The organism is Streptomyces sp. NPDC051214 (assembly GCF_040682375.1).
Classification (GTDB): domain Bacteria; phylum Actinomycetota; class Actinomycetes; order Streptomycetales; family Streptomycetaceae; genus Streptomyces.
Window position 1 is genome coordinate 274,476 of sequence record NZ_JBFBAT010000004.1, and the last position, 23,686, is coordinate 298,161.

21 protein-coding genes are annotated in these 23,686 nt (G+C 70.1%); 6 read left to right on the forward strand and 15 right to left on the reverse strand.

Annotation, left to right across the window (positions count from 1 at the left end; all coding sequences use genetic code 11):
* Positions 1-20 precede the first annotated feature (20 nt).
* Entirely contained in the window at positions 21-530 is a 510-nt protein-coding gene (locus AB0M70_RS12470; protein WP_365819265.1) for a GNAT family N-acetyltransferase, read from the forward strand.
* On the opposite strand, the gene AB0M70_RS12475 is transcribed toward AB0M70_RS12470, so the two are convergent.
* The 4 genes from AB0M70_RS12475 to AB0M70_RS12490 all read right to left on the reverse strand — a co-directional run bounded on the left by AB0M70_RS12475 (position 523) and on the right by AB0M70_RS12490 (position 3,837).
* A complete protein-coding gene (locus tag AB0M70_RS12475) occupies positions 523-1,557 on the reverse strand; it encodes a 2-dehydropantoate 2-reductase N-terminal domain-containing protein (RefSeq protein ID WP_365819266.1) in 1,035 nt (344 codons plus the stop codon). The two genes, AB0M70_RS12470 and AB0M70_RS12475, sit on opposite strands and share 8 nt — an antisense overlap.
* A 49-nt stretch (positions 1,558-1,606) precedes the next feature.
* Positions 1,607-1,990: a DUF4440 domain-containing protein gene (locus AB0M70_RS12480; protein ID WP_365819268.1), complete on the reverse strand. Its 384-nt coding sequence runs from the start codon at positions 1,988-1,990 to the stop codon at positions 1,607-1,609.
* On the reverse strand, positions 1,983-2,546 hold the full coding sequence (locus AB0M70_RS12485) for a DUF1697 domain-containing protein (protein ID WP_365819270.1): 564 nt from the start codon (positions 2,544-2,546) through the stop codon (positions 1,983-1,985). The genes AB0M70_RS12480 and AB0M70_RS12485 overlap by 8 nt, the downstream gene beginning before the upstream one ends.
* An 82-nt stretch (positions 2,547-2,628) precedes the next feature.
* On the reverse strand, positions 2,629-3,837 hold the full coding sequence (locus AB0M70_RS12490; protein ID WP_365819272.1) for a S8 family peptidase: 1,209 nt from the start codon (positions 3,835-3,837) through the stop codon (positions 2,629-2,631).
* A 369-nt stretch (positions 3,838-4,206) separates the two neighbouring features.
* Here AB0M70_RS12490 and AB0M70_RS12495 point away from each other — a divergent pair, with 369 nt between their 5' ends.
* Positions 4,207-6,465: an MMPL family transporter gene (locus AB0M70_RS12495; RefSeq protein WP_365819274.1), complete on the forward strand. Its 2,259-nt coding sequence runs from the start codon at positions 4,207-4,209 to the stop codon at positions 6,463-6,465.
* A gap of 101 nt (positions 6,466-6,566) precedes the next feature.
* On the opposite strand, the gene AB0M70_RS12500 is transcribed toward AB0M70_RS12495, so the two are convergent.
* The 3 genes from AB0M70_RS12500 to AB0M70_RS12510 all read right to left on the reverse strand — a co-directional run bounded on the left by AB0M70_RS12500 (position 6,567) and on the right by AB0M70_RS12510 (position 9,493).
* The gene (locus tag AB0M70_RS12500; RefSeq protein ID WP_365819276.1) at positions 6,567-7,535 is read right to left on the reverse strand and encodes a CDP-alcohol phosphatidyltransferase family protein; all 969 of its coding nucleotides are present in this window, start codon (positions 7,533-7,535) and stop codon (positions 6,567-6,569) included.
* 224 nt (positions 7,536-7,759) lie between these two features.
* On the reverse strand, positions 7,760-8,971 hold the full coding sequence (gene mgt / locus AB0M70_RS12505; RefSeq protein WP_365819278.1) for a macrolide-inactivating glycosyltransferase: 1,212 nt from the start codon (positions 8,969-8,971) through the stop codon (positions 7,760-7,762).
* A gap of 72 nt (positions 8,972-9,043) precedes the next feature.
* Positions 9,044-9,493 carry a MarR family transcriptional regulator gene (locus tag AB0M70_RS12510; RefSeq protein WP_365819280.1) on the reverse strand — a complete coding sequence of 150 codons (450 nt, stop codon included), beginning with the start codon at positions 9,491-9,493 and terminating at the stop codon, positions 9,044-9,046.
* An 81-nt stretch (positions 9,494-9,574) separates the two neighbouring features.
* On the opposite strand from AB0M70_RS12510, the gene AB0M70_RS12515 reads away from it, so the two are divergent.
* Positions 9,575-10,678, forward strand: a complete 1,104-nt coding sequence (locus tag AB0M70_RS12515) for a hypothetical protein (RefSeq protein WP_365819282.1) — start codon at positions 9,575-9,577, stop codon at positions 10,676-10,678.
* A 35-nt stretch (positions 10,679-10,713) separates the two neighbouring features.
* Here the strand turns inward: AB0M70_RS12515 and AB0M70_RS12520 are convergent, their stop codons facing one another.
* Complete coding sequence (locus tag AB0M70_RS12520) at positions 10,714-12,978, reverse strand: MMPL family transporter (RefSeq protein WP_365819284.1); 2,265 nt, start codon at positions 12,976-12,978, stop codon at positions 10,714-10,716.
* Positions 12,979-13,194: 216 nt separating this feature from the next.
* On the opposite strand from AB0M70_RS12520, the gene AB0M70_RS12525 reads away from it, so the two are divergent.
* Together AB0M70_RS12525 and AB0M70_RS12530 are read left to right on the forward strand one after the other, a co-directional pair.
* Positions 13,195-14,400 carry a sensor histidine kinase gene (locus AB0M70_RS12525; RefSeq protein WP_365819286.1) on the forward strand — a complete coding sequence of 402 codons (1,206 nt, stop codon included), beginning with the start codon at positions 13,195-13,197 and terminating at the stop codon, positions 14,398-14,400.
* Positions 14,397-15,152: a response regulator transcription factor gene (locus AB0M70_RS12530; RefSeq protein ID WP_365819288.1), complete on the forward strand. Its 756-nt coding sequence runs from the start codon at positions 14,397-14,399 to the stop codon at positions 15,150-15,152. Before AB0M70_RS12525 ends, AB0M70_RS12530 begins: the two co-directional genes overlap by 4 nt.
* On the opposite strand, the gene AB0M70_RS12535 is transcribed toward AB0M70_RS12530, so the two are convergent.
* Genes AB0M70_RS12535 through AB0M70_RS12545 form a run of 3 tightly spaced genes read right to left on the reverse strand, consistent with a single transcriptional unit; the run spans position 15,149 to position 18,200 of the window.
* A complete protein-coding gene (locus tag AB0M70_RS12535) occupies positions 15,149-16,444 on the reverse strand; it encodes a sugar ABC transporter substrate-binding protein (RefSeq protein WP_365819290.1) in 1,296 nt (431 codons plus the stop codon). The two genes, AB0M70_RS12530 and AB0M70_RS12535, sit on opposite strands and share 4 nt — an antisense overlap.
* Positions 16,444-17,277: a carbohydrate ABC transporter permease gene (locus tag AB0M70_RS12540; RefSeq protein WP_365819815.1), complete on the reverse strand. Its 834-nt coding sequence runs from the start codon at positions 17,275-17,277 to the stop codon at positions 16,444-16,446. Before AB0M70_RS12540 ends, AB0M70_RS12535 begins: the two co-directional genes overlap by 1 nt.
* Positions 17,277-18,200: a sugar ABC transporter permease gene (locus AB0M70_RS12545; RefSeq protein ID WP_363209784.1), complete on the reverse strand. Its 924-nt coding sequence runs from the start codon at positions 18,198-18,200 to the stop codon at positions 17,277-17,279. The genes AB0M70_RS12540 and AB0M70_RS12545 overlap by 1 nt, the downstream gene beginning before the upstream one ends.
* A gap of 180 nt (positions 18,201-18,380) precedes the next feature.
* Between AB0M70_RS12545 and AB0M70_RS12550 the strand changes: the two genes are divergently transcribed.
* Entirely contained in the window at positions 18,381-19,235 is an 855-nt protein-coding gene (locus AB0M70_RS12550) for an aminoglycoside phosphotransferase family protein (RefSeq protein WP_365819292.1), read from the forward strand.
* Positions 19,236-19,276: 41 nt separating this feature from the next.
* Here the strand turns inward: AB0M70_RS12550 and AB0M70_RS12555 are convergent, their stop codons facing one another.
* From AB0M70_RS12555 to AB0M70_RS12570, 4 genes are all read right to left on the reverse strand, one after another.
* Positions 19,277-20,002: a 3'-5' exonuclease gene (locus tag AB0M70_RS12555; RefSeq protein ID WP_365819294.1), complete on the reverse strand. Its 726-nt coding sequence runs from the start codon at positions 20,000-20,002 to the stop codon at positions 19,277-19,279.
* Between the two features lie 103 nt (positions 20,003-20,105).
* The gene (locus AB0M70_RS12560; protein ID WP_363302855.1) at positions 20,106-21,377 is read right to left on the reverse strand and encodes an SAV2148 family HEPN domain-containing protein; all 1,272 of its coding nucleotides are present in this window, start codon (positions 21,375-21,377) and stop codon (positions 20,106-20,108) included.
* A gap of 73 nt (positions 21,378-21,450) precedes the next feature.
* Positions 21,451-22,767 (reverse strand): copper amine oxidase, encoded by a 1,317-nt coding sequence (locus AB0M70_RS12565; protein ID WP_365819296.1) that lies wholly within the window; start codon positions 22,765-22,767, stop codon positions 21,451-21,453.
* Between the two features lie 64 nt (positions 22,768-22,831).
* Complete coding sequence (locus AB0M70_RS12570; protein WP_365819298.1) at positions 22,832-23,617, reverse strand: Tat pathway signal sequence domain protein; 786 nt, start codon at positions 23,615-23,617, stop codon at positions 22,832-22,834.
* Between the last annotated feature and the right edge of the window lie 69 nt (positions 23,618-23,686).

The following is a 23,686-nucleotide window of genomic DNA, read 5'->3' on the forward strand; positions in this document are numbered from 1 at the left end:
GTACGCCTACCGTCACGCCGATGACCCCCGAACTCCGCTCCGAGCGCCTGAGTCTGTCCCCCTATGTCGCCGCCGACGAGGAACAGTTCGTCGCGCTCCTTCAGGAGGAGGCCGTAGGCCGTTGGTTCGGGGACGGGATGCAGAGTGTGGAGCAGACCCACGCGCTGTTCCGCCGGATCTTCGGCCTCATATACGCGGAGAACCAGTTCCCGGTGTGGGCGGTGCGGCACGAGGGGCGCTACATCGGCCACGCGGAGATCAAGCCGTCGCCCGAGAGCTGGCTCGACGGGCACGAGATCGTCTACGGCCTCTTCCGGGGCAGTTGGGGCATGGGCCTGGGCACGGAGCTCGCCCGACTGCTCACCGCGTACGGCCACCAGACGCTGGGACTGACCGAGGTGCACGCGACGGTGGACGCGGAGAACATCGCCTCCCTCACCGTCCTCAAGCGCCTGGGCTTCACCCAGGGCCGCTCGGTGGCCGAGGACAACGGCCGCACCACGCTCCTGATGACCTCGGTGCTCAGCTGACCCGCTCCTGCCGCTCCTGCCGCTCCTCCGCGCGAGCCACCAGTTCCAGGAGTTCGGCCACCGGCATCGACCCCGCCGCGCGCCGCTCGCGCGCGAACGCGTTCGCCACCGACCGCAGGGCGTCGTTCACTGGCGTCGGCACTCCGTGCAGACGGCCGAGCAGGGCGATCTCGCCGTTCAGGTAGTCCGCCTCGATGGTGCCGGTGCCCCGGCTCAGGCTCTGCCAGGACGAACCGCCGCCGCGTTCCGAGCCGTCGAAGGGCTCGAAGCGGATGCGGTCGCCGCGGGCCTCCTTCTGCTCCTGCTCGCCGACCGCCTCGATGCCGGCGGCGGCGAGCACCGCCTCGCCCTCCGCGCGGGCCCTGCGGTAGAGCGCGATGGCCTCGTCGCCGGAGAGGACGCCCGTGACCGCCTCGACGGCGTTGGCCAGGTTCGCGAGCAGCTTGCCGTACTTCCAGCGCATCACGTCCGCCACGACGGGCGCGAGCAGCTTCGACTTCTCCAGGTCGGCGGAGATGTGCCGGGCGGTGTCGTCCGTGCCCCGTGGGTAGCGGCCGATGTGCAGCATGCCGGTGTAAGGGGCACCTGCCGCGGAGACCGAGCCCGGCTCGACGTGGGTCGCGGGCAGCCAGACGCACATCCCGTACACCCGCCGGAAGCGGCGCAGCGCGATGCGTTCGCTCTCCACGCCGTTCTGCGCGCAGACCAGCGGAAGGAGCTCGCCCGCCGTCCCGCCGCCCGCCACCGGGCGTGCGCCCCAGGTGTCGAGCGCGGCCGCGCAGTCCTGTGTCTTCACGGCGAGGAACAGCACGTCGTCCGCCCGCAACTCGCCGAGCTCGGTGGGGTCTTGGACGACGGGGAGCCGGTGTGTCAGCTCCCCCTCGGACGTCCTGACCCGCAGGCCGCCCTCGCGCACCGCCTCGTAGTGTGCGCCTCGCGCGACGAGGACCACGTCGTGTCCGCTCTCGGCGAGGCGCCCGCCCACGGTGCCGCCGATCGCCCCTGCCCCGATGATGATGTAGCGCATGGGGCCGAGCCTCGCACATCCCGGCGGAAAGATCAGGCCTGCGGCGGCCTCAGGCTCCGGGCGGCCCTTCCGCGGTGAACGGCGTTCCCTGGTGGAACCAGAGCAGCCACTCGCCTTCGCACCGCCGCCACAGCGAACTGCGGTGCGCCAGGCGGCCGTTGCTGTCGGTGTCGAAGGTGAGGTGCACGAGGTCGTCGGCGAGCTGGGTGCCGCGCATCCGGGAGGTCATGATCGGGCGCCCCGTCCTGTTCGTGCTCTCGGTCAGGGCCTTGATGATCGAGGCGCGGTCCCAGTGCGTGCCGGAGGTGCCGAACTCGGTGAACTCCGGGTGCAGCAGCTGCCCGAGCAGCTCGGGCGATGCGCGCACCTCGGGCGCGAGCAGGCGCAGTTCGGCCTCGATGGCCGCCTCGACGGCGGGCGTGCGGTCAGCCACGGTCCAGCTCTCCTGTCAGCTCCACCAGTCTGGCGACGGTGTTCCAGTTGCGGCTGGTGGCGATGGTGCCCTTGAACAGGGCGGGCCGGAACAGGACCTCGCCGAGCTTGGAGCGGCCGAGGCCGTCCGGTGCGTAGAGGTAGAGCGCGCGGTCGCCGAGCCGGAACTCCTCGGGCAGGAACGCCGCCTGGTCGATCGAGTCGAGCCGGCTCGCGTCGATCTGCTCGGAGAAGTACGTGACGTGCAGCTGCTTGCCTTCCAGTGAGGCGGCGGGGAAGGGGCAGGCGTCGGCGACCGCCTTCAGATAGGCGCCGTCACGCACCAGGACGCTCACCTCGAAGCCGAAGTGCCCCTGGATGGCCTCGGCCACCCGCGCGGCCAGGGCGTCCTCGTCGGTGTCCTCGCTGGTGAAGACCGCGTTGCCGCTCTGCAGATGGGTGCGTACGTCCCCGAACCCGAGACCGGAGAGGAGCGGACGCAACTCCCCCATCGGCACCTTCTTGTTGCCGCCCACATTGATGCCGCGCAGAAGCGCCGCGTATGCCTTGACCGTCATCCGCACACCATAAGACGGCCGTCGCACCCCGTGGGGGTGGGCGCGACGGCCGTCGGTTCTGTGGGTGTTGCCCGACCGGGTGTTACTCGACGACCTTGAGCAGCTTGTTCGGCGTGCCCTCGCTCGGGTTCGAGATCTTGTCCGCGGTCGCGCCGTCGGTCAGCGCCTTGGCGACGGCGTCCGGCTTGGCGTCCGGGTGGGCCGCGACGTAGACGGCGGCGGCGCCCACGACGTGCGGGGTCGCCATCGACGTACCGGAGATCGTGTTGGTGGCGTCGTCGTCGGTGTTCCAGGCGGACGTGATGTCCGAGCCCGGGGCGTAGATGTCCACGACCGAGCCGAAGTTGGAGAAGTCCGACTGCTCGTCGTCCTTGGTGGAGGAGGCGACCGTGATGGCCTCCTTCACGCGGGACGGGGAGCCCTGACCGGCGTCCGACGACTCGTTGCCGGCCGCCACCGCGAAGGTGACGCCGGAGGCGATCGCCTTCTGGACCGCCGCGTCGAGCGCCTCGTCGGCGCCGCCGCCCAGGCTCATGTTGGCGACCGACGGGCCCTGGTGGTTCTTGGTGACCCAGTCGATGCCCGCGACGACCTGCTCGGTGGTGCCGGAGCCCTGGTCGTCCAGGACGCGGACCGCGACGATCTTCGCCTTCTTGGCGACGCCGTGCGCGTCACCGGCGATGGTGCCGGCGACGTGCGTGCCGTGGCCGTTGCCGTCGTCCGCGTTGTCGTCGTTGTCGACGGCGTCGAAGCCGGACGTGGCGCGGCCGCCGAAGTCCTTGTGGCTGACGCGGACGCCGGTGTCGATGACGTACGCCGTGGCGCCCTCACCGGCCGCGTCGGGGTACGTGTACTTCTTGTCGCCCGCGGTGTCCGCCTGGTCGACGCGGTCCAGGCCCCATGACGGCGGGTTGTCCTGGGTGGCGTTGATGGAGAACTTCTTCGACTGGACGACCTTGCCGACGGCCGGGTCGGCGGCCAGGCGCTTGGCCTCGGTCTCGGTCAGGCTCTTCGCGGAGAAGCCGTTGATCGCGGACGAGTAGTTCCGCTTGAGCTCGCCGCCGTACTCCTCGGCCAGGTCCGTCTTGGCGCCCTTGTCGGCCTTCTCGTCGAGCATGACGATGTAGCTGCCGGAGACGGCGCCCTTGGCGTTGGCTCCGTAGACCTTGCCCTCGGCGGGGGTGGACGCACCGGCGAACGAGGTGGCGAAGACGGTGACGCCGACCGCGGTGGCGGCCGTGGCTATCGCCGCGACGAGCTTCACGGAGCGGACACGCTTGTGAGTTGCCATGAAGAGGGGGCTCCTCGTGGTGATGTGGGGGGATGTGGGGGGTTTCAAAACTTCGCTGCAACGGCCCCCGAGATCCGGAAGATCTCCGGGCGTTGGGACGAAACCATGTCTGATTGACGCGCGCAGATCAATACCTACATACACCTGTGACTTGTTCAACAAGGTTCTGTAATAACAAAACGGGCCCCCGTCGGCAGATCGGACACCACGTGGCCGGATCCCTCAAGTCGTCATAGATGTAAGGGGCTTGTGACGGCCGGAGTCCTTCTTGACGAGGAGACCTCCCGGTCCCGAGGGAGGAGATCGCGCCAACCCGGTTCGTCGGCCGGCAGGACGAGCACTCCCCGCCCCCCGCCCTAGCTTCGAGCCATGGCGAATCAGAACACGCGTGTACGGGGGATAGCCGCACGGGCCGGCGGATGGAGCGCCAGGCACCGATGGGCGGCCGTGGGCATCTGGGTGCTCTTCGTCGTCGTGTCCATGGCGCTAGGCTCCGCCGTGGGCCGGACCGACGTCGACCAGAACGATCTCAAGGGCGAGATCAACCAGGCGACACAGATCGTGGACGACGCGGGCATCAGGGAACCGGTCGGCGAGAGCGTCCTGATCCAGACCAGGGACAGCGGCGGCAACGCCCTCGAGGCGACCGACCCGCGCTTCCGCGAGGCCGTCGACGACGTCATGAAGGCGGTCGACGCCACCGGCGAGGTGACGGCGGTGACCTCGCCGTACAAGAGCGGCTCGGTCTCCAAGGACGGCCGGAGCGCGCTCGTGCGCTTCGACATGCGCGGCGACGACGAGACGGCGGGCGACCGCGTCGGGCCGGTCCTTGACGCGGTCGGCAAGGTGGCGGACGCGCATGAGCGCGACGGGCTGCGGATCGAGGAGATCGGCGGCGCGAGCATGCAGAAGACGTTCGACGACGCCTTCGGCGAGGACTTCCAGCAGGCCGAGTACTCGGCGGTGCCCGTCGCCTTCGGCATCCTGCTCATCGCGTTCGGCGCCCTGGTCGCCGCGCTGCTCCCGGTGGCGCTCGCCGTCACCGCGATCATGGCGACGATGGGCCTGATGGCCCTGGTGAGCCAGGTCCAGCCGATGAGCGAGACGGCGAACTCGGTGATGCTCCTGGTGGGCCTCGCCGTCGGCGTCGACTACTGCCTGTTCTATCTGCGGCGCGAACGCGAGGAACGCGCCAAGGGCCATGACGCCCAGACCGCGCTGAACATCGCGGCGGCCACCAGCGGCCGGGCCGTGGTCGTCTCGGGCATCACGGTGTGCGTGGCGATGGCGGGCATGCTGTTCACCGGCATCGGCGAGTTCGAGGCGATGGGTGTCGCCTCGCTGATGGTGGTCGCGGTCGCCATGGTGGGCTCGGTGACGGTCCTGCCGGCGCTGCTCTCGCTCCTGGGCGAGCGGGTGGAGAAGGGCCGGGTGCCGTTCCTGCGGCGCCGGGAGCGGGCGGGCGGTGTGCCGAGCGAGAGCACACTGTGGCGCGCGGTCGTCGGCCGGGTCCTGAGGCGTCCGGTGGTCTCGGTGGTGATCTCGGCGGGCGTCCTCGCCGCTGTCGCGCTGCCCGCGCTCGGCATGAAGACGCAGCAGCTCACCCTCGACCAGGAGTTCGGCGACTCGCTGCCGATCGTGGCGACGTACGAGCGGGTGAACGAGGCGTTCCCGGGCGGTTCGGAACCGGCCGAGGTCGTGGTGAAGGCCGATGACATCGACGCTGCTCCGGTACGGGCGGCGATCGCCGACTTCCGGAAGCAGGCGGTGAGTTCGGGGGCGTCCGGCGGGCCGGTCGAGGTGAAGGTGCACGAGCGGCAGAACGTGGCGTTCCTGACCGTGCCGCTGGTCGGCGGCTCGGACCAGACGAAGGCGGAGAAGAGCCTCGACCTGCTGCGGAACGAGGTGCGGCCCGCGACGCTCGGCGAGGTCGACGGGGTCGAGGCGCCGGTGACCGGGCAGGTGGCGGGCTCGAAGGACTTCAACGACCAGCTCTCCTCGTCGGTCCCGCCGGTCTTCGCGTTCGTGGTGGTCTTCGCCTTCGTGCTGATGCTGCTGTCGTTCCGCTCGCTGACGATCGCGGTCACGTCGATCGTCCTCAACCTGCTGTCGGTGGGGGCGGCCTACGGAATCCTGGTGATGGTCTTCCAGCACGGCTGGGGCGCGTCCCTCGTGGGCGCGGAGGGCGTGGGGGCGATCGTCGCGTGGCTGCCGCTGTTCCTGTTCGTGATCCTGTTCGGCCTCTCGATGGACTACCACGTGTTCGTCGTCTCCCGGATCCGGGAGGCACGGCTTCAGGGGCGTACGACGAAGGACGCGATCAGCCACGGGGTGGTGACCACGGCGGGTGTCGTGACGAGCGCGGCCGTGATCATGGTCGCGGTCTTCGCGATCTTCGGGACGCTGTCCATGCAGTCCATGAAGCAGATGGGCGTCGGCCTCGCGGCGGCGGTCCTGATCGACGCGACGGTCATCCGCGGGGTGCTGCTCCCGGCGGTGATGGCCCTGCTCGGGGAGCGGAACTGGTACCTGCCGCGGTGGCTGCGCCGGATGCCGGACCTGACGCACGACGAGTCCCCCGCGGGGGAGGCGCCGGTCGCTCCGCGAGGGGAGCGGGTGCGGGCGTGACGTACGCCTGAAAACGCCGGCCGGGCTGGAAGCATCCAGCCCGGCCGGATGGTTTCAGCCCGTCCGGCGTTTGAGGACGAACTCGGCGAAGCCGGTGATTTCTAGGCCGCGGCCAGGACCTTGCGCTCCTCGAAGGAGTCGATCGTGCGCGTGAAGTCCCGCGTCGAGAGCAGCAGCTTGTAGATGATCGCCAGCTCGAAGACGAGGAGCAGGGCGCCGGAGACGATCGTGGCCGGCAGCACCACGTCGAACAGCGGGCCGATCATGAAGACGCCCATCTGGAACTCGATGCCGCTCACCAGGTGCGTGCGGATGCGGTGCCGCAGCAGGAAGGAACGCGCCCGCAGATACGCGGGGAACTTGCCGCGGAACTCCTGGTGCAGGTCGATGACCTGCCGCTTGGGCGCGGGCACCGGAGCCTCGGGAGCCTGCTGAATGCCCTGCTCGGACTGCGCCTTCTGCATGTCCTGCTCGATGTCCGCCTCGGGGTTGTCCCGGAGCAGGTCCTCCATGAACGCCAGCTCGGCCTCGTTCTCGGCCCGGCGGGCGGCCCGCATGCGGATCTTGATCTGCTTGCGCATGGTGTGCCGGATCTTGAAGATCTCGAGGCCGTTGATGTAGCGCAGGGTGTCGAGGGCGACCACGGCGACCGCGGCCCAGATGTAGAAGGCGTCCCCGGTGCGGTGGAACTGGCCGCCCATCAGGGCCACCGCGCACGCCATGACGCGGATGCGGTCGAAGACGAAGTCGAGCCACGCGCCGAACACCGAGCCGGTGCCGGTGAGGCGGGCGACCTTGCCGTCCATGCAGTCGAGGATGAAGCTGAAGTGATAGACGATCGCACCGACGACGAGCCACTGCCAGTCACCCATGGCGAAGAACGCGGCCGAGACAAGACCCAGCAGGAACGCGCCCCAGGTGATCTGGTTGGGCGTGATTCTGGTCCGCATCGCCGTCCACCGCACGAGCGGCGTGGCGACCGGATCGACCAGAATCACGGTCCACCACGCGTCGCGCTTCTTCTGGGTGATGCGGCGCACCTCGTCGAGGGGCGGTATGTCTCGTCGCATGTGGGGTCAACTTCCTGGCGTTCGCGGAACGTTCACCTCACGCTAGAAAGGTATTGGTTCAAGGAACAAGAACCTGACTGTGCAACCTTTGGCCGGGGGTAACGGTCAACCTTTCAGGACGAGTCAATACCCATGCCAGAACCACCCTGCGTTACCTGAGCGTTATCGAGCGACAGGTATGTAACAGAAACACCCGTGACGCAACGCGAATGCCTCACGGAGTGTCACACCCCGGCCGCCTTCGCGAGCTCCTCCTCGATCAGGTCCGCCGCCATCTTCGTGCCGCCCTCCCCCGCCATCGAGGCCCGCACCGCGGCGAGGCGGCGCGCCACCTCCGGGTCACCGACCAGGCCGAGCACGGCCTCCCGCAGCGTCCGCGCGTCGGCCTCCTCCATCGGTACGTGCCGGGCCACCCCGAGGCCCTGCAGCATGTCCGCGTTGCCGAACTGGTCGACGGCCTGCGGCACCGCGACCATCGGCGTCCCGGTGGCGAGGCCCTCCTGGCTGCCGCCCGCGCCGGCGTGCGTGATGAAGGCGTCGGCCTGCTCGAGGACCGCGAGCTGCGGCACCCACGGGTGGACCTCCACGTTCGCGGGGATCTTGCCCAGCTCGCCCTCCTCGACGTGCTTGCCGACCTGGAGCACCACATGCCAGCCGGGCAGGTCCCCGAACGCCTCGATGCACGCGCGATAGAAGTCGGGCTGCTTGGTGAAGGACGAGCCGAGTGAGACGAGCAACACCTTCTCCGCGCCGGCGGGACGCTGCCAGTCACCCTGCGCCGAGCGGTCGCCCTGGCAGGCGCCGACGAATGTGTGAATCGTCTCGTCGACGCGGTCGGCGTTCGGCTGCAACGCCTTGGGGATCAGGACGAGCGAGCGCGGCGGGCGCCCGACGAAGGGATCGCAGTGCTGGGTGATCCCGTTCTCCTCCAGCCAGGCGTGGAAGCGCGCGTAGTAGGCCTTGCCGCGCTCGGTCTCCTTCAGCTCCGCGTACATCGGCTCGGCGACCTCCTCCTCGTACCCCTCCCAGGCGACCAGGTTCGGCGAGAGCGAGATCTCGGGGACGCCCCACCGGCGCGCGAGGACGCGTGCGGGGTAGGAGGTGATGTCGTGCAGGACGAGGTCCGGTTCGTCACCTTCGTACGCGGCCGCGAGCTGCGGCAGCGTCTCGATCGCCTCGGTCAGGAACGGCTCGATGTTGTCGATCAGTTCGGTCCCCCAGGCCTCGGGGTCGTCGTCGGGGCCCGGCAGCGTCGTCTCGAAGAGGACGGGCTCGGCGCCTGTCTCGGCGACCTTCTCGGCGAAGAGGTGCGGGATCGCGTACGTGACGCGGTGGCCGCGGGCGACGAGCTCGCGGATCACTTCGAGGCTCGGGTTGACGTGCCCGTGCGCGGCGATCGAGAACATGGCGATGTGGGCACGCTGGCGTGAGGTCATGCGCAGACCCTAAGCGAGACGAGACGTCTCGTGCAACCTCATGGGCCATCCTTTCTCCACGGCTCCCGCGCCCTACTCGACCTCCGGGCCGCCGTCCCGCGACGCGGCGTCGTTGTAGCGCAGCAAGCACTCGGCGAACTTCTCCAGGTCCGGCTCGCTCCACTCGGTGAGCCGCTCGTGGAACGCGACCCGGCGCGCGTCGGTGACCTGCGCGAGCACCTCGATGCCCCGGTCCGTGAGGTGCAGCACATGCACCCGGTGATCGGTCGGGTCGAGCCGCCGCTCCACGAGACCGGCCTTCTCCAGCGCGCCCACCTGCCTGCTGATCGTCGACTTGTCCAGCGTGTAGTGCGCCGCGAGGTCCGTGGCCCGGCATCCGCCCTGGTACTCCAGGTGACTCAGGAGTGTGTACGAGACGAGCGACAGCTCGGGGTGCATTCGCGCGGCGGTGGCGCGGGCGCGGCGGGCGAACGCCGTCATCTCCCGCTGAATGATCTCGATGGACCCGTCCCTGTCGGCCACGATTTCTCCCTCTCCGCGAATGGTTGTACAGTACAACACCGAGATTGAGTGTATAAGCCAACTATCGCGAGAGGTCTTCCGATGACCGCCACCTCGGCGCCCGCCCACAAGGCATCAGCCGGCCCGGCACCCGCCTCCGGACCACTCCGCCACGTCCTGCTGCACCTGGTCACGCCCCTGCTCATGTGCCTCGGCATGGGCCTCGCCTACATGGGCGCGTTCGTCACGCCGGAGCCGCACGACCTGCCGATCGCCGTCGTCGGATCGGGCGAGCAGACGCAGGCCCTCGCGCAGACCGTCAAGGACAAGGCAGGCGACGCCCTCGACGTACGGACCGTGGCCTCCCGCGCGCAGGCGGTCGACGCGCTCAAGTCGATGGACATATCAGGGGCCTACGTCCCCGACGCCAAGAAGCCCGAGGTGATCGTCGCCACCGCGGGCTCCGACATGAGCGCCATGGCGGTCGAGAAGATCTTCACGCCCGTCGCGGCGGAGCGGGGCGTACCGCTGAAGGTCTCCGACGTGGCGCCGACGGTGGACGACGACCCCACGGGGCAGGGCCTGTTCTTCCTCCTGGTCGCGGTGAGCATCGGCTCGTACGCGTCGGTGGCGGCGCTGGGGGCCGCCGGTGCCGGAATGCGGATGCGCGCCCGTGCCGGGCTCGTCGTCGGCGTCTCCTTCGCCGTGAGCCTGATCGGCGCCGCACTCGCCGGTCCCGTCTTCCACCTGGCGCACCACGGCCTGTGGGGCGTGTGGGCCATGGCGTGGCTGTACTCCGCCGGCATCCTCTTCATCGGCCTCGGGCTGCACACGTTCCTGAAGCGCTGGACGACGCTGGCGATGATGGTGCTCTTCGTGATGCTCAACTTCACGTCGTCCGGCGGCCTGTTCAGGCCGGAACTGCAGAACGGCTTCTTCGGCTCCCTGCACGCCTTCTGGAACGGTGCCGGATTCGTCGAGGGCATCCGCAGCCACCTCTACTTCGGCGGGCACGCACTCGGCGGGCACGTGTGGACGCTGGCCGCGTGGCTGCTGCTCGGCCTGGTGATCACCGGCATCGCGGCGCTCTGGGAGCGGCGTGCGCGGCCGGCGGTGGACACGCCCGTGCCCGGCCGCGGGGCCGGGCACGGACAGCGGGAGCAGCAGGAGCAGGAGGAGGAGATGGAGGAGTCGGTGGCCGTCTGACGGCGACGGCCACCGACTCCGCGGCGGCGGCGCGCCTACCGGCGTTCGGAGTACTGCGAAGTCGAGTACTTCGGGGCTGCGTACTGCGGAGCCGAATACTCCGGAGCTGACGCGTACGGCCGGTACGGCTCCGGAGCGGGCATCGGCCCCTCCGGTGCCTGGTGGTGGCCCTGGGATCGGCCCGCCCTGCGCGGCCACCACAGCCCGCGGCCCAGGAGCGCGGCGAGCGCGGGCACCAGGACGAGGGAGAGCACGAGCGAGGACAGGAGAATCCCCAGGCCGGTGGCGAAGCCGATCTCCTGGGTGGCCGGGCTCGCGGCGAGACTCGCGAAGGAACCGGCGAGCACGATGCCAGCCGTGGCGACGGCGGGCGCGGTGTGCCGGACCGCCTCGGCCACCGCGTGCCGCGCCGGGACCGGCTTCTCCATCTCCTCCCTGATCCGGTCGGTGATCAGGATGTTGTAGTCGGTGCCGAGGGCCACGACGAACAGGAAGAGCACCAGGGGCAGCGTGAACGAGACCCCGGGCCGGTCGAGTCCGTGCTGGAAGAGCAGCGTGCTCGCGCCCAGGGTGGCCACGAAGCCGAGCCCCACGGCGATCATCAGCACGACCGGCGCGAGCAGGGAACGAAGGAGCAGGAAGAGGATCACCGCGATCAGCAGGGCGGCCACCGGGAAGACCAGCCGCAGGTCCTTCTCCACGGCCGTCGAGATGTCCGCGAAGACGGCGGCCGTTCCCGTGACGTACGCCTTGGTGCCCTGCGGGGCGGTCCGCGCGGCCGTGTCCCTGAGGGGCCCGGAGACCAGGTCGCGCGCCTTCTGCGTATCGGACTTGACGCTCAGGAACAGGTCGACCCGCGCCGCCGTGCGGTCCTTGCTGAGCACCGGCTTGCCCACCTCGCCGACGCCCTCCGCCTTGGCGAGGGCCCGGGTCATGCCGTCGAGCGCGCCTTCCTCGATGTCACCGCCGTCGGTGCTCTGTACGTAGACGCTGTGCGGATCGGAGACACCCGCGGGCAGGCTCCGGGAGATCTGCTCCGCCGTCCTGACCGCCGCGGTCTCGTGCAGGCCCTGCTGGTCGTAGCTCATCTTCATGCCGACCGCTCCGGCGCCGAGGGCGCCGAGCAGCACCAGGCTGCCCAGTGCGTACCGCACCGGCCGCGCGCTCACCGCGAGCCCCAGGCGTGCGCTGATGCCGCCGGTGCGCTCCTTCTTCCAGGCGCGGGCGGGCCAGAACATGCCGCGGCCGAGCAGGGCGAGGAGGGCGGGCATGAGCGTGAGGCTGGCGAGGAGCATCACCAGCACGGAGATCGCGATGGCCGGGCCGAGGACCCGGAACTGCCCGAAGCTCGCCAGGCCGAGCGTCGCGAACGCCGCCACGATCGTCAGGGCCGCGGACGTGATCGCGCTGCCCACACGCCCTGTCGTCTCGGCGGCGGCGGTACGGGCGTTCTGCTCGGGATGGTTCCGCAGGTGTTCCCTGAACCGGAACATCAGGAAGAGGAAGTAGTCGATGCCGATGCCCAGGAGTACGACACCGATCAGCGAGGGAGTGGACTGGTCGAGGTCGATGCCGAAGAGCTTCGCTGCGCCGACCACCGCTCCCGACGCCACACCGCCGATCAGCGCCACCGCGATCAGCGGCACGAACGCGGCCGCGATGCTGCGGAACACCAGCACGTTCAGAAGGACGATGAGGCCCATCGTCAGGTTGGCGACGACTTTCGCCGTGGGTTCCTCCGCCTCGGTGTCGTCCACCGTGGAGGCTATGCCGCCGGTGAATCCCACCCGCAGGCCGTCGGCGGCGAATGCGTCCTTCGCGCCGTCCCGGAAGTCCTTGTAGACGTCCTGCAGGCCCGGGTCACTCGGATTTCCGGAGAGGGACACCGTCAGGAGCCGGAACGACTTGTCCGGGGCCACGGCTCCCGGCGACACCCGCGGGGTCTGGGAGTGGTCCTTCATGAGCGGTTCGGGCTTCGGCGCGGTGATCCGCTCCCGGCCCAGGCCGGCCGCCGTGGCGGCGATCCGCCGCTGGTCGGACGGCGTCAGCTTCTTGCCGTCGTCCCTGCCGACGAGCACGGTCAGGGCGTTGGGGTCGGGCTGGTGGCCGAACTCGTCCTCCGCGATGCGCAGCGCCACGGCCGAGTCGTACTTCTTGGGCAGGAAATCCCCGGCCTGGGAGTCGGTGACGTCGTACATCATCGTGTTCCCCACGAACGACAGGGCCGCTCCGAGGATGGTCCAGACGACGATCGTCAGCCAGCGGTGCCGGGTGGAGAAGGAGGTCAGCTTGCGGATCATGCCAACAGGTCATCACGCGGCGCCCCTTGAGGTCGTCGGCCGCCGGAAGGGGACGCACCCCCGACCCCGGTCCGGTGCTCCGTCGCGGGCAGTACTCCGGTACTGGGTACGAGAACCGCCTCCACGCCGATCACCGGCGCCGCCGGCCGGGATGTAATGGAGCGGAAAGACGGGCACAGCAGAGCCCCCCGCACCGCTCCACCAGGAGGCGCCCGGATGGGCCGCGACTTCTTCCCTCCCGCCACGCCCACGGGCGGGCCGCGGCCGACCCCGGGTGACATGGCCATCGCCGCCGTCGCGGTGGGACTCGACGTACTGGCCTACCTCGCCCCGGGTGAGGAGGGCCCTGGGGCGCCGGTCACCGTGCTCGGAGTGCTCCTGGTCGTCGTCTCCTTCGTGCCGCTGCTCTTCAGGCGCCGTCACCCCGTGCCGGTGCTCGGCGCGGTCCTCGCCGTACAGCTGGCCGTGAACCTGGGGCTCGCCGTCGACCCGGGCTCCCCGATGTCGAACAGCTACGGAGGCGCCGTCGCGGTGGCGCTCTTCACCGTGGCCCGGTACTGCGGACGGCGGACGGTGCTCCTGAGCATCGTGGCCACCGCTCCCGTGCAGCTCGCGCGGTACCTCAACAACGACGTGCCCTTTCTGGGGGTGGGACTCACCGACGTGGTGGTCACGCCCTGCCTCCTCGTCGCCGTGAGCCTGGCCGTGCGGCAGTGGAAACACCAGCTGGACATCAACCGCAAGCTCCTGGCCGACCGTGCGGTGACCGAGGAACGGCGCCGTATCGCGCGGGAGCTGCACGACATCGTGGCCCACCACATCACCACCATGTACCTGATGTCCGGCGGGGCCAGGTCGACCCTGGACCGCGACCCCGACACGGCCCGCGAGGCGCTGGTGACCCTGGAGGAGTCCGGCCGCACCGCCCTGCAGGAGATGCGGCAGCTCCTCGGGGTGCTGCGCAGCACCGACACCCCGGAGGAGGCGCCGTCGGAGCCCCAGCCCGGGGTGGACGGCATCGAGCGGCTCGTCGCCGATTCGACCGCCGCGGGTCTGCCGGCCGAACTCCACGTCACCGGGCGGCCCGTGGCGCTGCCGATGCCCGTGGGCCTCACCCTGTACCGGATCGTCCAGGAGGCGCTGACCAACGCCCGCAAGCACGCGGGGCCCGCCCGCGCCACGGTGCGGCTCGCCTATCTCCAGGGCCGCGTCACCGTCGAGGTGGCCGACGACGGCGCCGGTGACGGCAGGGCGCCCGGTGGGAAGGGCGAGGGCGGTGGGTACGGTCTGCTGGGCATGCGCGAGCGCGTCGCTCTGCATGACGGCTCCTTGCGGGCCGGTGACCGCGAGGAGGGCGGGTTCGCGGTGATCGCGAGTGTGCCGCTGCCCACCGACACGTACGAGAAGGGCAGGGTCCGATGACATCCCCCGCTGAATCCGAGCCCGGAGCCGGGACCGAGCGCGAGCCCGGGGCCGAGTCCGACGGCATCACCGTGCTCATCGCGGACGATCAGCCGCTGGTGCGCAGGGGCCTGTCGCTGATCCTGCTCTCCGACCCCTCCATCAAGGTCGTCGGTGAAGTGGGTGACGGCGAGCAGGCCATCGCGTCGGCGCTCGAACTGCGCCCCGACGTCGTCCTGATGGACATCCGCATGCCCGTGCTCGACGGCGTCCGGGCCACCGAGCGCCTGAGCGCCGTGCTCCCCGGCTGCCGGGTCCTCGCCCTGAGCACCTTCGACATGGACGAGCACGTGGTCGGTGCTTTGCGGGCCGGGGCCTCGGGGTTCCTGCCCAAGGACGTATCCCCCGAGGAACTGGTGGCCGCGCTGCGCACCGTCCACCGCGGCGAGGCCGTCGTCGCCCCGCGGCTCCTGACCCGGCTGCTCGCCACCTTCGTGACGCCCGCACCGGCCTCGAACCCGCCGTCGGCGGACCTCGCCGGGCTCACCCCGCGCGAGGTCGACGTACTGCGCCTGATCGCCGCGGGACTCGACAACACCGAGATCGCGCAGCGCATGGAGATCGGCGTCCAGACCGTGAAGAACCACGCCACCGGCATCTTCGCCAAGCTGGGCGTCCGCGACCGCGCGCAGGCGGTCATCGCCGCGTACGAGTCGGGGCTCGTGCGGGCGGGGCAAGGCAGAGCAGGGACAGGCGGGGTGGGGCCCGCCTAGCGCTGGTACCTCTTGAGCACCAAATTGCCGTCCTTCACCAGGCGTTTGCGCAGCTCCTCCAGGCCGATCGCCCCGCTGTAGTACTCCTGGAGCGCCGGGGTCGCCACCTTGTCCTTCCACTCCGCGTAGCCACGGACCGACTGGGCCGGGGCCGAGCGGAGGTCCTTCGCCAGGGCCGTGCCCGTCGCCCAGTCGTTCTTCTCGGTGCGCAGGGCCGGGTCCTTCAAGGCCTCCGTGCCGGTGGGAAGCATCCAGTCGCCCTGCGCGAGGCGCACCATGTTCTCGGGCTGGAGGAGGAAGTCGATGAACTCGACCGCCTCCTTCTTGTGCTCGGTGTCCTCGGAGACCGAGAGCGTCTGCGGGCTGACGCCCTGGGCGAGGCCCTCCGCTCCGGCCGGGGCGGGCAGCACCTGCCACTCGAAGCCCTTGGGCGCCTGCTGGACGATCTGCTGGCGGTAGGAGAAGCCGAGCGGCACCATCGCGTACTTGCCGCCGAAGAACCCCGGCAACGTGTCGGAGCCGCCCATGCCGAGAGTGGTGCTCGACGCGCTCTTGTCGATGTTGACCTGGTCGTGGACCGTGCGCGGCATGGTCTCGTCGGCCTTGCCGAAGCGGATGTCGACCTTGCCGTCGTCGCCGCGGTGGAACACCGTGCCGCCGGTGGAGAGCGAGAGGTTGAGCGTCGCGGAGACCGGCTCCTTGAGCGGCCAGGCCACGCCGTACTTGCCCTTGCCGTCGCTCAGGTCCTTGGTGACCGCCCGGAACTCCTCCCAGGACCAGGGCTTCTCGGGGGTCGGGATGCGTACGCCCGACTCCTTCAGCCACTTCGCGTTGGCGATCAGGACGCGGGGTTCCTGGAGGAACGGCACGCCGTACACGCCGTCCCCGAACGTCGTCGTCCGCCAACTCCGCTCCGGGATGTCGGACTTGAGCCGCTCGGGAAGCAACTCGTCGAGGTCCGCGAGATAGCCGCCGTACGCGAAGTCGGCAAGGTCGTCCGACGCGTCGTGGATGATGTCCGGCGCCTCGCCGCCCTCGAAGGAGGTGAGGAGCTGGTCGTGGACGCTGTCCCAACTGCCCTGGACATACTCGACCTTGACGTCGGGGTGGGTGGCGTTCCACTTCTCGACGAGTGCCTTGTTGGCGTCGACGGACTCCTTCTGCCAGGCCAAAGACTGGAACTGGAGGGTGATCTTCCCGTCGTCGTCTCCCGAGTCGCCGCTGCAGCCGGAGAGCAGCAGCGCGAGAACCGCGGTGGCGGCGGTCATGAGCCGTGGTGCTGCCGCGCGCATCAGGCCTTCACCGCCCCGGCCATCATGCCGCCCGTGATCCGCTTCTGGATGATCGCGAAGATGACGAGCGAGGGGATGGTCGCGAGGAACGCCGCCGCGGCGAGCGGCCCGAGGTCCGCGACACCCTCGGAGCCGATGAAGCGGTTGAGGATGACCGGCAAGGTCTGCTTCTCCGGGGTCTTGAGCAGGACGAGCGCGAAGAAGAACTCGTTCCATGCGGTGATGAAGGCGAACATCGCCGTGGCGACGATGCCCGGGGCGAGCAGCGGGGCGACGACCGAGACGAACGTACGCACCTTGCTCGCGCCGTCGACCGCGGCCGCCTCCTCCAGTTCGGTGGGCACGGCCCGGACGTAACCGACGAGCATCCACAGCGCGAAGGGCAGCGACCACACGACGTACACCATGATCAGACCGACCAGCGAGTTGATCAGGTGCAGGTTCTTCAGGATCAGGAACAGCGGGATGATGATCAGGACGAAGGGGAACGCCTGGCTGATCACCACCCAGCCCGTCGCCGCCTTCGAGACGCGATTGCGGTGCCGCGCCATGACGTACGCCATGGGCGTCGCGATGACGACCGCGATCAGGGAGGCGCTGAGCGCCGCGATCAGCGAGTTTCCGGCGGCCCGGAGCAGCGGCTGCTCGTCGAAGGCCTGCCGGAAGTTGTCCAGGGTCGGGTTCTCGGGGATCCAGGTGGGGTTCAGGCTGCCCAGTTCCTGTGCGGGCTTGAAGGCCGTGGAGATCAGCCAGAGGAACGGGAAGGCGAGGAAGACGAGATAGGCGGCGAGCGCCACGTACTGCGCGGTGCGCGTGGACTTCTTCGTGCGCATCATGACTCGTCGGCTCCCTTCAGGCGGCCGACGAGGTAGAAGGCGAGGATCACGGAGATCACCGCGACCATCACGCAGCCCATGGCCGCGGCGTAGCCGAACTGGCCGTAGCGGAAGGCTTCTTCGTAGGCGAAGAGCATGGGCAGGCGGGTGCGGCCGCCGGGGCCGCCCTGGGTGAGGACGTAGACCAGGGCGAAGGAGTTGAAGTTCCAGATGAAGTTGAGCGCGGTGATGGCGAGGGCGATCGGTTTGATCGCGGGCCAGGTGACGGTGCGGAAGCGGCGCCAGGCGCCCGCGCCGTCCATGGCGGCGGCCTCGTGCAGTTCGCGCGGGGTGTTCTGCAGCCCGGCGAGCAGCGCGACGGTGGTCTGCGGCATGCCGGCCCAGATGCCGACGACGATGACGGCGAAAAGCGCGGTGGCCGTCCCGGTCAGCCAGTCCTTGCCCTCCCCCAGGCCGAAGTTGGAGAGCGTCTCGTTCAGCACGCCCGCGTCCGGGTGGTAGACGAGCCGCCACATGATGCCGACGACCACCTCGGGCATCGCCCACGGGATGATCGCGAGCGCCCGCGCGAGCCAGCGCATCCGCAGGGGCTGGTTGAGCAGGAGGGCGAGGCCCAGGGCGAGGAAGAACTGCGGCACGGTGACGCCGAACGCCCAGAGCAGGCCGATGCGGAACGAGTCCCAGAACAGGGTGTCGTGCAGCAGGTCCTGGAAGTTCAGGAGGCCGATCCACTCGGTGGGCTCCGTGCGGCCCGACTGGGAGTCGGTGAACGCGAGCGCGATGCCGTAGAGGAGCGGCCCCACGCTCAGGACGAGGATCGGGATCAGCGCGGGCAGCACCAGGAACCAGGCGCCGTGGTCCGCGCCTCTTCGGGCGGACGCGCCGTTCGCTGACCGCTTTGTCGCGGTCGCCAATGTCACGGAATCGGCTCCTTTGGGCGGCTCATCGGGGTTTGGCCGCCCAGGCGGCCCCCGTCATCGTGCTGATGGGATCTTGATACGTCAAGCAGCTACGCAGGCCTCGCAACCGCTTGGCCTGTACGAATGGGAGACTGTGCCGGGCCGCGTGGCGAACGCGGCGAGCGGTGCGGGAGGCAATGGATGGACGAGGCGCGGGCACGGGACGTACTGGGCGCGGCGGGTCTCGATCGGGACGCGACACTGCTCGCGCTCGGCGAGAACGCGGTGTTCGGCGGTGGCGGGACGGTGGTCAAGGTCGGGCGTGCGGCGCCCGAGCTTCTCGACCGTGCGCGCCGGGAGTTGCGGATCGCACACTGGCTGGAGAAGTCGGGGGTGCCCGCAGTGCGGGCCGCCGAGAGCGAACCCCGGCTGGTGGACGGGCACCCCGTGACGGTGTGGCACCGGCTGCCGGAGGCCGTGCGCCCCGCCGAGCCGCGCGACCTGGCCGCACTCCTCCGGCTCGTGCACGCCCTTCCCCCGCCGGAGTTCGAGCTGCCCCGGCGCGAACTGCTCGGCGGGGTCGAGCGGTGGCTGCGGCTCGCGGGCGAGGCGATCGACGTCGAGGACGCGGACTATCTGCGCGAGCGCAGGGACGGCTTCGAGGCCGCGGCGTCGGCGCTCACCCCCCGGCTCGCTCCCGGCCCCATCCACGGCGACGCGCTGCCCCGGAACGTCCTCGTGGGCGCGGACGGGCCGGTTCTCGTGGATCTCGAGACGTTCTCCTCCGATCTGCGTGAGCACGACCTGGTCGTCATGGCGCTCTCCCGGGACCGCTACGGGCTCCCCGCCGACGCGTACGACGGGTTCGTCGCGGAGTACGGCTGGGACGTGCGGGAGTGGGAGGGGTGCGCGGTGCTCCGTGGCGCCCGGGAGACGGCCAGCTGTGCGTGGGTCGCGCAGCACGCCCCCAGCAATCCGAAGGCCCTGGCAGAGTTCCGCCGCCGGGTCGCGTCGCTGCGTGACGGGGACACGAGTGTGCGGTGGTACCCCTTCTGAGGGTGCGACCTCCGCAAAGAGAAGGCAGCCCCTGAAAGGAGTCAGACGCCGGAGGCGCTGAACTCCTCCTTGAGCGGCCACGTGCCGTCCACCACCGCGTCCGTCTCGCCCTTCTTCCGGAGGAACTTCTGGAAGTCCGCAGCCCACTGCGCGTACCAGTCGATCTGACGGCGGTGCAGCTCCGCCGGGCCGAACGCGGCCAGCTTGGGGTGCCGCTCGGCTATCGCGGTCGCCAGGCGGGCCGCGGCCAGGGCGTCCGACATCGCGTCGTGCGCCGACTCCAGGAGCACGCCGTACTCGGTGCAGACCGCTTCCAGGTTCCGCTTGCCCTTGCGGTAGCGCTCGACCGAGCGGTCGATGGTGTACGGGTCGATGACCGGGGCCGGTTCCGCGCCGCCCAGGCGCTCACGCAGGGACGGCAGGCCGTACCGGTGCAACTCGGCGGAGAGCAGGGTCAGGTCGAAGGTGGCGTTGTAGGCGACGACCGGGACGCCCGCCTGCCAGTACGACACGAGCACCGCCGCTATCGCGTCGGCGACCTCGGAGGCGGGTCTGCCGTGCGTGGCGGCCCGTTCGTTCGAGATGCCGTGCACCGCCACGGCCTCCGCGGGGATCTCGACCCCCGGGTCGGCGAGCCACTCCTTGCGGCCCAGCGTCTCGCCGGCCCTGACCTCGACGACCGCCGCCGTGACGATGCGCGCCTCGCGCGGGTCCGTCCCGGTCGTCTCCAGGTCGAAACCGATCAGCAGCTCCCGGTGCCAGCCCATGGCCGCCCCCTTCTCTGTGGTGCTTTCCCCCATTGACCACCACGATCCCACGCGCCACTGACAATCCGAGGCGCGCGTTCCGCTTGCCCGGGAGACCGCTTGCTCAGGAGACCGGCCGTGAGTCGGCCCAGGCAAGCTCGAACTCCTCCCGGTACGTCTCGAAGAGTCCGCTCTCGTCCGGCTCGTCCGCCTTCACCACCCGGCGGCCGCCGCGCAGCACGAGCACCGGCGCCTCCATGCCGCGGGTCCGGCGCAGGTACGACTGGACGACCGCGATGCCGTCCGCGCCGTCCCCGTCGACCAGATACGCGGTGAAGCGCGGCGTCTCGTCGAAGACCTGGATCTCGAAGGCACCCGGATCACGCAAGCGGGCCCGCACCCGGCGCATGTGCAGGATGTTCATCTCGACGCTGCGGCTCAGCTCGCCCCGTTTCAGGCCCAGTTCACGCTCCCTGCGCTTGACCGCGCTGCTGGCCGGGTTGAGGAAGAGCAGGCGTACCCGGCAGCCGGACTCGGCCAGGCGCACCAGGCGGCGTCCGGAGAAGTTCTGGACCAGGAGGTTCAGGCCGATCCCGATCGCGTCGAGGCGCCGTGCCCCGCCGAAGATGTCCTCGGCCGGGAACTGCCGAAGGAGCCGCACCCGGTCCGAGTGGACGCCCACCACGTCGGCGTACCGGTCGCCGACCAGCGACTCGACGGCGTCGACGGGCAAGCGGCGTGCGGAGGGCGTGTCGGTGCCCGTGCCGAGTATGTCCAGGAGCCGCGCGGACGCGCGCTCCGCCTGGGCGAGCACGGCGGTGGACAGGGCGCGGTTGCGGGAGACGACGTTGCGGGTGACCTCCAGCTCGTCCAGGGCCAGTTCGACGTCCCTGCGGTCGTCGAAGTACGGCTCGAAGCACGGCCAGTGCTGCACCATCAGCTCCCGCAGCTGGGGCAGCGTGAGGAAGCTGAGGACGTTGTCGTCGGCCGGGTCGAGCAAGTACCCCTTGCGGCGGCTCACTTCGCGTACGGCGACGGCCCGCTGGACCCACTCCTGCCCCGCGGGTCCCGCGGCGGCGACCACCCAGTCGTCCGCGTGGACCGGTTCGTAGATGGGACGCAGGACAGCGGCCACGACCGCGCGCAGCCGCTGCTCCACGAGATTCAGCCAGATGTAGGCCCGCCCGGCGCGCTGGGCGCGCGTGCGCACCTCGCGCCAGGCGTCGGCGCCCCAGTCCAGTTCGGGTCCGATCTGAGATCCCATCTCCATCGGCCGCGCCAGGGACACCGCTCCGGGCGGGCCGTCCGCGGAACTCCCCTCGTGACCCTCGTCACCAGGGGGCAGTTCCCGCCCTCCCGAGCTCACCCGACGCACCCCTTCCGCTCCCCCGAGCACTCCCCCGTTCAACGATCAAGGAAGGGTACTCCGGGAGCGGCGGCCGGTGCAGCCGGATGGGGAGGGTGGATTCTCAACCACCCAGCGGAGGCTGGCCGTTCTGGTCGGCGAGGTCCTGCGGAGTGAGCGGGCTCATAGCGGTCACGTCGCGCGCGGCCAGCGAGAAGCCCTGCCAGTGGACCGGCATCGGCTGCTGGTCCTCGTCACGGGCGATGTGGTGGAAGCCGACGTGGACCCAGGTGACCGGGTGTGTCAGGGACTGACCGTTCACCCACTTGTCGACGCTGTCCGGTGTGCCGTTGGCGCACCCCGGGTTGTTGCTCGCGTACTGCTCGCACTTCTTGTACTCGGTGAAGTACACGTCGTGCTTGGTGAAGGGGCGTCCGGCGTGCTTGGTGCTGGCCCCGGGCACGATCTCGTACGAACGGGGGTGGCCGTCCTTGTTCTTGCCCGCCCCGCTGACCACGCGCCACCAGCGCATGTCCTTGCGGTCACCGGCGAGTTCCTTGGTGACCTTGGTGCGGGTGGTCTTCGTGGTGGGGCTGCCCTGGCCGGTGGGCGGGGTGACCTTCGAGTCGTACTGCTCGACCTTGGCCTTCGGGGAGCCGTCCAGGCCGAAGTTGAGCCGCCAGAAGACGTTGTGGGCGTGGCTCTCGGCCTTGGCCTGGTCGCCCTTGCCGATGGGCCAGCCACGGCTGTCGCCGCCGTCGTAGTCGTACGGCGAGAGGCTGCCGGTCGCGCCGACCTGGGAGGTGATGGTGCCGTCCGAGGAGAAGCGCCACTCGGTGATGTACTCGTACCAGGAGGCCTTGTTCACGGTGTAGACGAGCAGGTCCTTGCCCTGGCCCGTGAAGACCTTTCCGGTGCCGCCGGTGCTCTCGTCGTCGTTGAGGCGGTACGCGTGCCCCCGCGCGCGCGTGGTGGCGCACAGGCCCTTCACGTCGCCGCGCTGCGGGACCTTCACGGTCTTGATGGTGCCGCCGGGACACTCGCCGGGGTTCAGGTTCTGCAGGGCCTGGCCGAAGTCGGTGCCGGTGACGTCGTCGTACTCGGCCTCGCCGTCGTCGTAGGGGACGTGGACCTGCGCGAGGCGGGCGCTGGTCAGGACGGGTATGGGCTTCGCCTCGTCCTTGGGCTGGTAGCTGATCTTGTCGAGGATCAGGCCGGAGAGCGTGTTGTAGTGCCAGCACATGCGCCAGGTCGTGCCGCCGTCGACGGTCTGCTCGATCTTGTAGGCGTCACTGCAGTCGGCGGCCGCCGCGGGGGCGCTGGGCGCCTTGGGGGTGGCCGATGCGGGCGAGGCGACGGTGACGGCGCCGCCGATCAGCGCGGAGACCGCGAGGGCCATGCCGGCCCTTTTGCGGGCGCGCGAAAGTCTGTTGACGTGCATTGTGGTGTGAACTCCCTCGTACGAGGAGAAGCAGAAGTGTGGTCTCGTGGGTGTGCGGCCCGGATCAGCCGAGACGGCCCACGGAGCGGGTGCTCAGGTCGACGACGAGGGCCCGGGTGTCGATCCACGGTCCCTTCTTGACCTTGGTGACGACCTGGAGGCACCGGTGCTTGCCGCACTCGGCGAGGCTTGACGGCACGCGCTCGACGGTCTCCTTGCGGAAGATCATGCCGCTCAGCTGAAGCTGCCCGGGGCCGGTCAGCGCCTTGCCCGTGGCGTGCTTGAAGTCCTGCTTCAGGCCCTTGCCGAGCGGATCGGCGATCAGGAGCTGCGCGCCCTCGACGAGCTCTTCCTGGCTGGGCGGCGGCTGGGCGTTGCTCGTGGTGTTCGTGTTCTCCACCTTGCCGGTCTCCACGTTGACCGTCTTGGTGATGACCACGTCCTTCTTGTAGTCGTAGTAGACGACCTCCGCGCGGCGCGGCGCCGCGGCGCCCGCGTCGGTCGGCTCCGGCTCACTGAGGTTGGTCGACAGGAGCTGCGGGCCGCGGTCGCCCTCTACGTCCCTGGCGCTGGAGCGCAGGGCGCCCGACACCGACGCCTTCTCGGCGCGCTCCATCTCCGCGTCGGTCAGCGGGTCGCTGCCTATGCCCTTCTCGCCCTCGTCGGGCGCGGCCTCGACGACGCCGTCCTTCGCGATCGCGTTCTGCTGCGCGTCCGCCGCGTTGGCCCGGCCGCCCCCCGGCTCGCCCGCCCCCGGCAGTGTGACGCCCACCAGCACCGCGGTGGCGGCCACGGCGACCGCCGTGCCCCCCACCACCTTCCCCAGGTGGCGTCTGACTAGCTCTCTCACTTACTCCCCTTTTCCCCCACGAGCCCCAAGAAGGGGCATACCGAGTAGTGGTCGGTCGGTTAGACGGGT

What these genes read in the sequence shown, in the direction of transcription:
- AB0M70_RS12555 (WP_365819294.1), bottom strand. Translation starts at nt 20,002, where the DNA reads ATGGGCTGGCACCGGGAGCTGCTGATCGGTTTCGACCTGGAGACGACC.
- AB0M70_RS12550 (WP_365819292.1), top strand. Translation starts at nt 18,381, where the DNA reads ATGGACGAGGCGCGGGCACGGGACGTACTGGGCGCGGCGGGTCTCGAT.
- AB0M70_RS12490 (WP_365819272.1), bottom strand. Translation starts at nt 3,837, where the DNA reads ATGGCAACTCACAAGCGTGTCCGCTCCGTGAAGCTCGTCGCGGCGATA.
- AB0M70_RS12565 (WP_365819296.1), bottom strand. Translation starts at nt 22,767, where the DNA reads ATGCACGTCAACAGACTTTCGCGCGCCCGCAAAAGGGCCGGCATGGCC.
- mgt (WP_365819278.1), bottom strand. Translation starts at nt 8,971, where the DNA reads ATGACCTCACGCCAGCGTGCCCACATCGCCATGTTCTCGATCGCCGCG.
- AB0M70_RS12535 (WP_365819290.1), bottom strand. Translation starts at nt 16,444, where the DNA reads ATGCGCGCGGCAGCACCACGGCTCATGACCGCCGCCACCGCGGTTCTC.
- AB0M70_RS12485 (WP_365819270.1), bottom strand. Translation starts at nt 2,546, where the DNA reads ATGACGGTCAAGGCATACGCGGCGCTTCTGCGCGGCATCAATGTGGGC.
- AB0M70_RS12495 (WP_365819274.1), top strand. Translation starts at nt 4,207, where the DNA reads ATGGCGAATCAGAACACGCGTGTACGGGGGATAGCCGCACGGGCCGGC.
- AB0M70_RS12515 (WP_365819282.1), top strand. Translation starts at nt 9,575, where the DNA reads ATGACCGCCACCTCGGCGCCCGCCCACAAGGCATCAGCCGGCCCGGCA.
- AB0M70_RS12520 (WP_365819284.1), bottom strand. Translation starts at nt 12,978, where the DNA reads ATGATCCGCAAGCTGACCTCCTTCTCCACCCGGCACCGCTGGCTGACG.
- AB0M70_RS12540 (WP_365819815.1), bottom strand. Translation starts at nt 17,277, where the DNA reads ATGCGCACGAAGAAGTCCACGCGCACCGCGCAGTACGTGGCGCTCGCC.
- AB0M70_RS12525 (WP_365819286.1), top strand. Translation starts at nt 13,195, where the DNA reads ATGGGCCGCGACTTCTTCCCTCCCGCCACGCCCACGGGCGGGCCGCGG.
- AB0M70_RS12475 (WP_365819266.1), bottom strand. Translation starts at nt 1,557, where the DNA reads ATGCGCTACATCATCATCGGGGCAGGGGCGATCGGCGGCACCGTGGGC.
- AB0M70_RS12500 (WP_365819276.1), bottom strand. Translation starts at nt 7,535, where the DNA reads ATGCGACGAGACATACCGCCCCTCGACGAGGTGCGCCGCATCACCCAG.
- AB0M70_RS12470 (WP_365819265.1), top strand. Translation starts at nt 21, where the DNA reads ATGACCCCCGAACTCCGCTCCGAGCGCCTGAGTCTGTCCCCCTATGTC.
- AB0M70_RS12530 (WP_365819288.1), top strand. Translation starts at nt 14,397, where the DNA reads ATGACATCCCCCGCTGAATCCGAGCCCGGAGCCGGGACCGAGCGCGAG.